8 protein-coding genes are annotated in these 8,992 nt (G+C 48.8%); 5 read left to right on the plus strand and 3 right to left on the minus strand.

Going from position 1 to position 8,992, the window contains the following annotated elements:
* Positions 1-232: 232 nt before the first annotated feature.
* A complete protein-coding gene (metG, locus tag H6F80_RS23105) occupies positions 233-1,834 on the minus strand; it encodes a methionine--tRNA ligase (protein WP_190793875.1) in 1,602 nt (533 codons plus the stop codon).
* Positions 1,835-2,781: 947 nt separating this feature from the next.
* On the opposite strand from metG, the gene H6F80_RS23110 reads away from it, so the two are divergent.
* Both H6F80_RS23110 and H6F80_RS23115 read left to right on the plus strand, forming a co-directional pair.
* Positions 2,782-3,489, plus strand: a complete 708-nt coding sequence (locus H6F80_RS23110; protein ID WP_242067526.1) for a lysophospholipid acyltransferase family protein — start codon at positions 2,782-2,784, stop codon at positions 3,487-3,489.
* 26 nt (positions 3,490-3,515) lie between these two features.
* Positions 3,516-4,322 carry an alpha/beta fold hydrolase gene (locus H6F80_RS23115; RefSeq protein ID WP_199296769.1) on the plus strand — a complete coding sequence of 269 codons (807 nt, stop codon included), beginning with the start codon at positions 3,516-3,518 and terminating at the stop codon, positions 4,320-4,322.
* A gap of 45 nt (positions 4,323-4,367) precedes the next feature.
* Here the strand turns inward: H6F80_RS23115 and pip are convergent, their stop codons facing one another.
* Positions 4,368-5,315, minus strand: coding sequence for a prolyl aminopeptidase (gene pip / locus H6F80_RS23120; protein ID WP_190793878.1), 948 nt, complete (start codon positions 5,313-5,315; stop codon positions 4,368-4,370).
* Between the two features lie 292 nt (positions 5,316-5,607).
* On the opposite strand from pip, the gene H6F80_RS23125 reads away from it, so the two are divergent.
* On the plus strand, positions 5,608-6,063 hold the full coding sequence (locus H6F80_RS23125) for a hypothetical protein (RefSeq protein WP_190793879.1): 456 nt from the start codon (positions 5,608-5,610) through the stop codon (positions 6,061-6,063).
* An 85-nt stretch (positions 6,064-6,148) separates the two neighbouring features.
* Here the strand turns inward: H6F80_RS23125 and H6F80_RS23130 are convergent, their stop codons facing one another.
* Positions 6,149-6,343, minus strand: coding sequence for a hypothetical protein (locus tag H6F80_RS23130; protein ID WP_190793880.1), 195 nt, complete (start codon positions 6,341-6,343; stop codon positions 6,149-6,151).
* 686 nt (positions 6,344-7,029) lie between these two features.
* Here H6F80_RS23130 and H6F80_RS23135 point away from each other — a divergent pair.
* Both H6F80_RS23135 and H6F80_RS23140 read left to right on the plus strand, forming a co-directional pair.
* Positions 7,030-7,365 carry an STAS domain-containing protein gene (locus H6F80_RS23135; RefSeq protein WP_190793881.1) on the plus strand — a complete coding sequence of 112 codons (336 nt, stop codon included), beginning with the start codon at positions 7,030-7,032 and terminating at the stop codon, positions 7,363-7,365.
* Positions 7,366-7,644: 279 nt separating this feature from the next.
* The coding region (locus H6F80_RS23140) for a radical SAM protein (RefSeq protein WP_190793882.1) at positions 7,645-8,992 on the plus strand (1,348 nt) is incomplete at its 3' end.

Below are 8,992 nucleotides of genomic sequence, written 5' to 3' on the forward strand. Positions count from 1 at the left end.
AGCTGGAGAGCGGCGTAGAACAGATTAGAACCATCGATAAAGATAGCAACTCGCCCCCGATTTTCTAGAACCTGTTCTGGTGTGAATATAGAATTGTTTTCGCCATGATGGTTATTGTTACTGAACATGATTTGTTAAACCTCAAAAATTTTATTAAGGGGAAATTAAATCAGCTAAATTCTTAATAAGTTGCCTGTAAACAGGCGATCGTTCCTATCCTAAAACAGAAAAATCAAACAGCGTTCTCAGGCAGCTCTAACCGCTGAAAAATAGGTTGTGCTGCACCCAGCTCCTGCCCTGGCAATAAAATGCCCCATTGAGAATGCACTGCAAAAGGCACAACGGTTCCAGTGTCTTTTTGATTGAAATCAACCTGGTAGCCAAGCTGCTGATAAATCGCGTTGCTCAATCCTGGAATAATCGGTGACAGCAAGTAGGCACTAAGGCGAACTGTTTCCAGAACGCTATAAAGTACCTGCTCAACTTCGGCTTGTTTGCCCTGCTTGTAGAGCGTCCAGGGAGCCTGCTCGTCAATGAACTTGTTGCTCACGCGAACCAGCATTAGAACGGCTTCGCACCCCTGACTAAAGCCCAGCCTTTCAAAGGCTTCCTGCACTTGCTGTCCTAACCCCTCACCCTTCGATCGCAGCAGGTTATCTTCTGGAATAGCGGCGGGATCAAGTTTAGGGATCTGTCCATGGCAGTATTTTGGTGCCATTTTCAGCGTCCGATTGAGCAAATTGCCCAGGTCGTTTGCCAGATCTGCATTCAGGATGTTGATAAAGCGCGTTTCGTTGAAGTCGCCGTCGCGTCCAAACTCGATCTCCTTCAGGAAGTAATAGCGCACGGCATCAGAGCCATAGCGATCGGTTAGGGCAACAGGGTCGATCGTATTCCCCAGGCTCTTGCCCATCTTTTGCCCGTCCTTAGTAAGGAAGCCGTGCCCAAATACCCGATGGGGAACCTCTAGCCCTGCCGCCATGAGCATCGCAGGCCAGTAGACCGCATGAAAGCGCAGAATATCTTTGCCGATTAAGTGGGTATTGATGGGCCACCATTTTGCCAGCGCGTTTGCCAGCGTCGGCGCGTCTTCGGGTTGTAAGAGTGCGGTCACATAACCCAGCAGCGCGTCAAACCAGACGTAAATCACATGGCTAGGGTCTTCAGGAATCGGAAAGCCCCAGTCAAAGTTGACCCGCGAGATAGAAAAGTCTTGCAAGCCGCGCTCGACAAAGGCAAAGACCTCGTTGCGCCGACTCTCAGGCTGAATAAATTCGGGACGATCGCGGTAAAGCTGCTCTAGCTTACCCTGATAACTGGACAACCGGAAGAAATAGTTTTGTTCGTCCCGCCATTCGGCTTCTTTATTGGTATGGATGGCGCAACGATGACCCTCCAGCAGTTCTCGCTCCTCTTTAAACTCCTCACAGGAAACGCAGTACCAGCCCTGCTGCCGCCCCAGGTAAATGTCACCCTGATCCCAGACGCGCTGAAAGAACTCTTTGACGATCGCCTCATGCTTGGAGGAGGTTGTGCGAATAAAGCGATCGACCTGAATATTAAGCCGTTCCCATAGGGAAAGGAAGCTTTCAACAATTAAATCGCAGTGTTCTTGAGGCGATCGTCCGGCGGCTTCTGCGGTGCGCTGGATTTTCTGCCCGTGTTCATCCGTTCCTGTAATGAGCAAGACAGGCTTGCCTAGGAGTCGCTGAAACCGAACTGCAACATCGGCAGCGATCGTTGTATAAGCACTGCCTATATGAGGAACATCATTGACATAATAAAGCGGAGTTGTAATGGCAAAGGGAGCCTGAGGGTTTGTATTAAAGGTCATAAATTAAAGAATACCCTGAAAATATTTATCAAATATACCCGACGGTTGTTGTGATTCATCCCTAATTAAGGGAAAGCTGCTTGAGTCTTCTCAGCAGGTCAAGATCTTTGACTAAAGTTAAGCCTACAAGTAACAATTCCTGCTTAAAGTTCTACTTTTACTAAAAGTCGTAAATCAAATGTATGTTACTTCTACGATTGAACAATTAATGTTTCATCGGTCTTAAAGGGCATTTTTCCTGAGTAAAGAGCCGTTATTTTGGATATGAATTGTTTTTCATCTTTTCAGTTCCAATACCGTTATTTTCCTCAGAGAATATTAACTGCTAGCCTTTAACTTGCAGATGGGAAAATTCCAGGAAGATTCTGCATAAATCGATCGATCGAATCTAAGCGTCTGATTAAGCGAGTCTGATTGAGCCATGTAAGGGCTGCCCGAACCGTTCCCTAAATTCCTTAACCTTGAGAGGTGAACGAAGTAGCGGTTTGGTAGCCTGTCTTAAGTTGGAATTGGGAAAATGTAGTACGGTTGATCCTTCTAAAACAATTTCTAAGCCAGGTCACGATACCAAGGTAGCATTTGCTGTTCACATAAGTTTACTCAATCCTTAATCATTTAAGATTTGTTCGCTGACTCAAATAGAAACCTGCCCTTGACGAGCTGCTCCGGTTTAAGCAGTTTTTCAATCTATCTCCTGTGCAGTGCAAGGTGTAAAGCAAGCTGTGCTGCTCCGCTTGATCGAACTGCATTCATCCTCTAGAAGTCGCTCATTAGGCTGAATCGCGATCGGCGAAATCCGTCCCCTAGTTGAGGGCATTAGCTCATAGGTTGCGTCAGGATATGAATTACAAAAGCTGCTTTTTGCCAAAGTGGTCGCGGTGGGCAGCACCGCTCTTTCTTTAGTTGCTTAATATTACAAGAGTGAAATCAAGTCCTCCTGGAGCATGATGTTTAACAACCCACTGCTGATCTCTCAACAGCTGCTCAATATGCTGGGGACACGCGTCTTCTTTTACCATCGCGATCGTGTTCCGCAAAATAGTGCTGTTCTCGTCGTCAGCAATCATCGTAGTTTTCTAGACGCCCCTCTGCTGATGGCAACGCTAGATCGATCGGTCCGGTTTGCCTGCCATCACTATATGGGTCAGGTTCCCTTGATGCGTGAGTTTGTGACACGGTTAGGATGCTTTCCCCTTGATGCCCCCGATCACCGTCAGCAAGGCTTTTTTCACCAGGCAATTCAACTACTTCAGTCTCAGCAGGCAATCGGCATCTTCCCCGAAGGAACTGAACCAATGGTGCAGCACACTGATCCACATCAGGTGGGTAACTTTCAGCGCGGATTCGCCCATCTTGCCCTGCGTGCTCCAATTCAAGATTTAGCCATTCTGCCTGTGGCGATCGCCTCTCAAGACGAAACCAATAACGTTGCAGTCCCGCTGAAGCTGCTGAGCTGGTTCGATCCATCGGAACCGCTGTTTGACCAACCTGGATGGCATCCAATGGTGATTTATCAAAAAGTAGATGTGATTGTGGGGCGTCCCATGTGGGTGACTCCTGCTCAGCGGGAAAGCTACCAGGGAAAACAGGCGAAAACTGTTGTCGCTGATTTGACCCAATACTGCCGTGAAGAAATCGATCGCCTGTTGCACTAATTTGCTGCATTAGCTTAATGTCGCCTATGACGGACACTCAGCCCCACGCCTATTTCCGTACACCGACTCGACTTAATCCCAGCGCACCCCTATTTATCTTTCTACCCGGCATGGATGGAACCGGACAGCTTTTCCGCGCTCAGGTGGCTGGGGTTGAGAAAGCGTTTGACATTCGGTGTTTATCAATCCCCGGTGATGATTTGACAGGATGGGAACAGCTCGCGGAACAAGTCGTCACGCTGGTGAAAGCGGAGAGAGAGCGAAAGCCAAATCAGCCTGTTTATCTTTGCGGCGAGTCGTTTGGCGGCTGTTTAGCGATTAAAACGATTCTGCGTGCGCCTCATTTATTCGATCGGCTCATTCTGGTCAATCCAGCTTCTTCGTTTAATCGGCGTCCATGGGTGTACTGGGGTTCTTACCTGAGTCACTTGCTGCCTGAACACACCTATCAGCTCTCGACGCTGAGTTTTTTAACAATCTTGGCATCGCTCGACCGAATTCTGCCTGAAGACCGGAAGGCGTTGCTGGATGCAGTGCGATTTGTGACGCAACAATCGTCCATTTGGCGACAGTCGCTACTGCGCGACTTTTACGTGAGTGAATATCAGTTTCGTGGCATTATGCTACCAACGCTTGTCGTTGCCAGTGCCCAAGATAAGCTATTTCCCTCGGTCTCAGAAGCCCGTCGCTTAGTCAATCTGCTGCCCAATGCGGAAATGATTGTGCTGCCGGATAGCGGTCACGCTTGCCTGCTCGAAAAAGATGTGAATCTCTATGAGCTGATGCAGTCTTCTCGACTCATACAGCCTCCCCAACCGACGCTTTCGAGTTAAAAACTCAAGCTAGAGGTTAAGCTCAAGCTAAAACCTAGTCTGGAACTACAGCTCTGCAAACCGATCGCTTGCTTCAAGCAGCGCATGGCAAATACCAGGTTCCGTCATGGAATGCCCGGCATCGGGAATCATGATTAGCTCGGATTCAGGTAGTGCTTGATGCAAATCCCAAGCAGACATTGGCGGACAAACCACGTCATAGCGTCCCTGCACAATCACAACTGGCAGATGTCGAATTCGATCGCACTGATCTAAAAGCTGGTTTTCCTGTTCAAAAAAACCCTTATTCACAAAGTAGTGGCACTCGATTCGGGCAAAGGCATCGGCAAACTGATTCTCGCCAAATCGCTGCTGCAAGCCCACATCGGGCAATAGCTTACTGGTCGAAGCTTCCCACACTGACCAAGCACGGGCTGCCTGCTGGCGAATCTCGCGATCGTCGCTGGTGAGCCGCTCATAGTATGCCGTGATGAGATTGTGACGCTCTGTGGGGGAAATTGGCTTCAGGTAAGCTTCCCAGGCATCAGGAAAAAAGTAGCTTGCACCCTCCTGATAAAACCAGGACAGCTCCTTTTGTCGCAACAGAAAGATACCTCGCAGGATCAACCCCTTACAGGCTTCAGGATGAGTTTGACTATAGGTAAGCGATAGCGTACTGCCCCAACTGCCGCCAAACACTACCCAGCGATCGATGCCGAGATGCTGCCGCAGTCGCTCAATGTCGCTCACTAAATGCCAGGTTGTATTCTCACGGAGTTCTGCATGGGGCACACTGCGTCCACAGCCTCGCTGATCAAACAGCACCACGCGCCATTTCTGAGGATTAAAAAACCGACGGTGAATTGGATCAATACCGCCCCCCGGACCGCCGTGTAGAAAGACAATCGGCTTACCGTTAGGGTTGCCTACTTCTTCGTAATAAAGAGTGTGCAGGTCAGAAACCTGGAGTGTGCCAGTTGTGTATGGCTCGATCGCAGCATACAGTTCACGCATTGTTCCCTCTGATCAACCCATACGGCTAGTCTACCGGAAGACATTAGCCTGTTTGTAGAACTTCAAAACTTCATGATTTGCAATCGCTCGCCCTGCTAAAGGTTCAGCCACAATTCCCTTAAGGCAAAGCAGTGCAATAATAAACCTTGAGCGATCGACCGATGCGCCTGCTGCTACCCTTTGCCTGCTGCCTTCTTGAACTTCGACGCAGCCCTGAGAGTATGTTTAGAATCAGAGTATGTGCTACTCGCCCCAACGCTGCCCAATGCAGATCTTCCTTTGACCGCAGCCTATGAGCTTTGTTGAGTATCAACCGCATCAAATCGTGTTTCTGGAGTGTGAAGAAAAGCGTCTGTATGCAGAGGTGATTCAAACGGTGATCGATCGACAGCTCTGCTGGGCACGTCCTTTGGTTATACTTAGCCGAGGCTTCAGTGATGCAGAACACCCCCTCTGGGACAATTGGCAGACAAGCGAAATTGCCTTGGAAATGCTGGTTGACCTGCGGCAGGAATCTGATCTGCTGCTGCCCCTGTCCTGGTTTCAGATGGCAGTGGATACTGAGGTGATTCCAGTTCTGGCAAAGCTCAGCGGGTTAAAACCTGAACCTTATTCAGCCTCGGATGAAGCGATTGTGCAGCATCACTATCCTTCCGCCCAAGAACAGCTTCAGCAATTTATTCGGGCACTTTGCCTTGCAAATCAGAATCATGCAAATCCCGATCGGGAAGAAACAAACAAGCAATAGACTGCGGATATGGCAACCCTCAGAACGACTTGCTTTGCAAACCAGTTGAATACAAGGCGATGACCTGAGGAGCAGGCAGCCTCTGCTAAGGGCTCGGAACCAACCGCACCCTTCCAGCATCCATCTCCGCCATTAACAGCTCCAGTGCTTCATAGTCCACATCAGAGATGTAGCCCAGACGAGTTAACTCGTAGTTAATCTCATTTTCAATATCGGGAGTGAGCTGCTTAATGTGCAATGCCTTTGCAACAAGCTGGCGAATTACGTGGGTTGTTTTCATTATTAGAAAGTCCTGCGTTAAGTAGGAAAAACCAACCTCTGGACTTCATTGTCATGAAACGCCGCTGCAACTTCGATGATCCAACGCTGTCCACTTTGTGATTTAAATCACGATATGCTCTTTTGCAAAGCACTATACCAGGAGAATAACAGATAAATATTTATTCTGTTATTTGGGCTAAGGTATCAAGTTTGTTTAAGTGAGTAATCTTCCTGTTGGTAGATGTACCTTTAACCACTTCCAAATTAGTAACTATGGTTACTTCTAAAGTTCTTTATCTGCTGGAATACACCTAATCGATCTTCATCCACTATTAAGTCGTGATGAAGCTAGCCTGGCTAACAAACAGCTTGGCTTAATTTCCCATTTCCTGATTCTCCCTTAAGCGGCATTTCTCAACCCTTCCACAGGTGTTGGGTGTTGAGTTGCACCAGATGTTCTTGGTGTGACAAGTAATGTTACAAAGGGAGAGTCAAGATAAAGTACGGACAGCTTTTGTAACTATCAATACATCAGCACAAGCGTGATTCTATCAGGATTTAATCTGAAATCCTGTCAGTTAAAGATTCTGCAAATTTCTCCTTCCAGGCTAGTATGCAAGAAATTTTCAAGGTTATGGTCTAGTACATTCCAAGAGCCAGCTTCGAGTCTCAATTCAACCATCTGTAGTCAGACAGGATCGAATGATGCACAGCACCCTTACATACTCTCGACAGGTAGTTGTTCAGCCCAGTGGCGACATCAACGTCAACAATGCTGAATCCTTGCAGAAGCAGCTTGCAGCAACCGTAACCGCAATCGAATATTCACACTTGTTAGTTGATATGACTGGCGTTAAATCCCTTGATAGCGCAGGGCTCATGGTTTTTGTTTCGACCCTGACCCTAGCGCAGCAGCTTGGTAAGCAGCTTATCCTATTTGGGATTTCTCCCTCTGTACGGATTGTTTTTGAGTTAACCCAGCTCGATCGCGTTTTTGAAATTTTGGACGGACAATCCTTGGTCGAGTTGACGGCTGCCTGATAAAGCGGTTTGAGGTTAAACGATCGTTAAGTTTGCCATTCACAAGCCCTTCTATCCTTCGTGCATCTCCGGTCACCTGCAAGTCAGTTTGTCATTCGCAGATTGAGTCGTTCGATTTTTGTTATAACGATTTCTGCTAAACGACTTCTGTTAGACGACGAGCTAAGCCTGAATCCGGTATAGTGAACAGGAAGAGAAGGTCGATGCGAAGCAGTTCCCCTTTTGGGGTGACGCGCAGCGATTTTCTCAATTTCTCGATCGTCACTCCTTGTCTTTACCGTGGCAGTTGCAGTTGAACAGCTATTAACGCCCGAAATCCTAAAGCCCGCTCGCTACCTGGGCAATGAGCTGGGAGCGGTTCACAAACCTTGGGAAGCCGCAGCAGTCCGATGGGTGCTTACCTACCCGGAAATTTATGAGGTTGGTGCTTCTAACCTAGGTCACATCATTCTCTACAGCATTCTCAATGCTCAGCCTCGGCAACTCTGCGATCGTTCCTATCTACCTGCGCCCGATCTGGCAGCAAAACTGCGCTCTACTCAAACCCCGCTATTTGCAGTCGAGTCACGCCGATCGCTGACCGATTTCGATGTCTTGGGCTTTAGCCTCAGCTATGAGCTGGGAGCAACCAACATCCTGGAAATGTTGGATTTAGTAGGCATCCCTCTCACCTGGAAAGAGCGATTACCTTCTCGGGGAACTGCGAAGCAACCTGCTAATCAGAACCGATGGAATGTGGAGCAGGGCAGCTATCCGCTTATCTTTGCGGGCGGACAAACAGCAACCTCAAACCCGGAACCTTACGCTGACTTTTTTGACTTCATTGCGCTGGGCGACGGGGAGGAACTGCTGCCGGAGATCGGTCTGGTACTGGAAGAAGGTAAGGCTGCGGGACTGAACCGCGAAGAAATCTTGTTGGATCTGGCACAGGTTCCCGGTGTGTACGTGCCGCAGTTTTACGATATGGCAGCCGATGGCTCGGTGCATCCCAGCCGTCCTGATGTGCCCGACCGGGTTTTGCGGCGGGTGGCAACGCCTTTGCCTGCCTACTCGATTGGTTTAGTGCCCTACATTGAAACGGTTCACGATCGTCTGACGATCGAAATTCGGAGGGGCTGTACACGGGGTTGTCGCTTTTGTCAGCCGGGGATGCTTACCCGTCCAGCCAGGGATGTAGAGCCGGAGCAGGTCATAGAGGCGATCGAGCAGGGAATGCGGGCAACCGGATACAACGAGTTCTCGCTGCTGTCTTTGAGCTGTTCTGACTATCTGGCACTGCCCGCGGTGGGCGTTGAGATTAAAAATCGGTTGCAGGGTGAAAATATTTCGCTGTCACTGCCTAGTCAGAGAGTCGATCGCTTTGATGAAAATATCGCCAATATTCTGGGCGGAACGCGGCAATCGGGGCTAACTTTCGCGCCGGAAGCAGGCACGCAGCGAATGCGAGATATTATTAATAAAGGGCTAACTAACGAAGAACTGCTGCGCGGGGTTAGAACTGCCTACGAGCAGGGTTGGGATCGGGTTAAGCTCTACTTTATGATTGGCCTACCGGGCGAAACCGACGCAGATGTTTTGGGCATTGCTGAAACGATGCGTTGGCTTCAGCAAAAGTGTCAGATTAAGG

The organism is Leptolyngbya sp. FACHB-711 (genome assembly GCF_014695615.1).
Lineage (GTDB): Bacteria > Cyanobacteriota > Cyanobacteriia > Elainellales > Elainellaceae > Leptolyngbya_A.

Bases quoted from the DNA above. Each gene is read 5' to 3' on its own strand.
- H6F80_RS23110 (WP_242067526.1), top strand. From the start codon at position 2,782: ATGTTTAACAACCCACTGCTGATCTCTCAACAGCTGCTCAATATGCTG.
- H6F80_RS23135 (WP_190793881.1), top strand. From the start codon at position 7,030: ATGCACAGCACCCTTACATACTCTCGACAGGTAGTTGTTCAGCCCAGT.
- H6F80_RS23130 (WP_190793880.1), bottom strand. From the start codon at position 6,343: ATGAAAACAACCCACGTAATTCGCCAGCTTGTTGCAAAGGCATTGCAC.
- H6F80_RS23115 (WP_199296769.1), top strand. From the start codon at position 3,516: ATGACGGACACTCAGCCCCACGCCTATTTCCGTACACCGACTCGACTT.
- metG (WP_190793875.1), bottom strand. From the start codon at position 1,834: ATGACCTTTAATACAAACCCTCAGGCTCCCTTTGCCATTACAACTCCG.
- pip (WP_190793878.1), bottom strand. From the start codon at position 5,315: ATGCGTGAACTGTATGCTGCGATCGAGCCATACACAACTGGCACACTC.
- H6F80_RS23125 (WP_190793879.1), top strand. From the start codon at position 5,608: ATGAGCTTTGTTGAGTATCAACCGCATCAAATCGTGTTTCTGGAGTGT.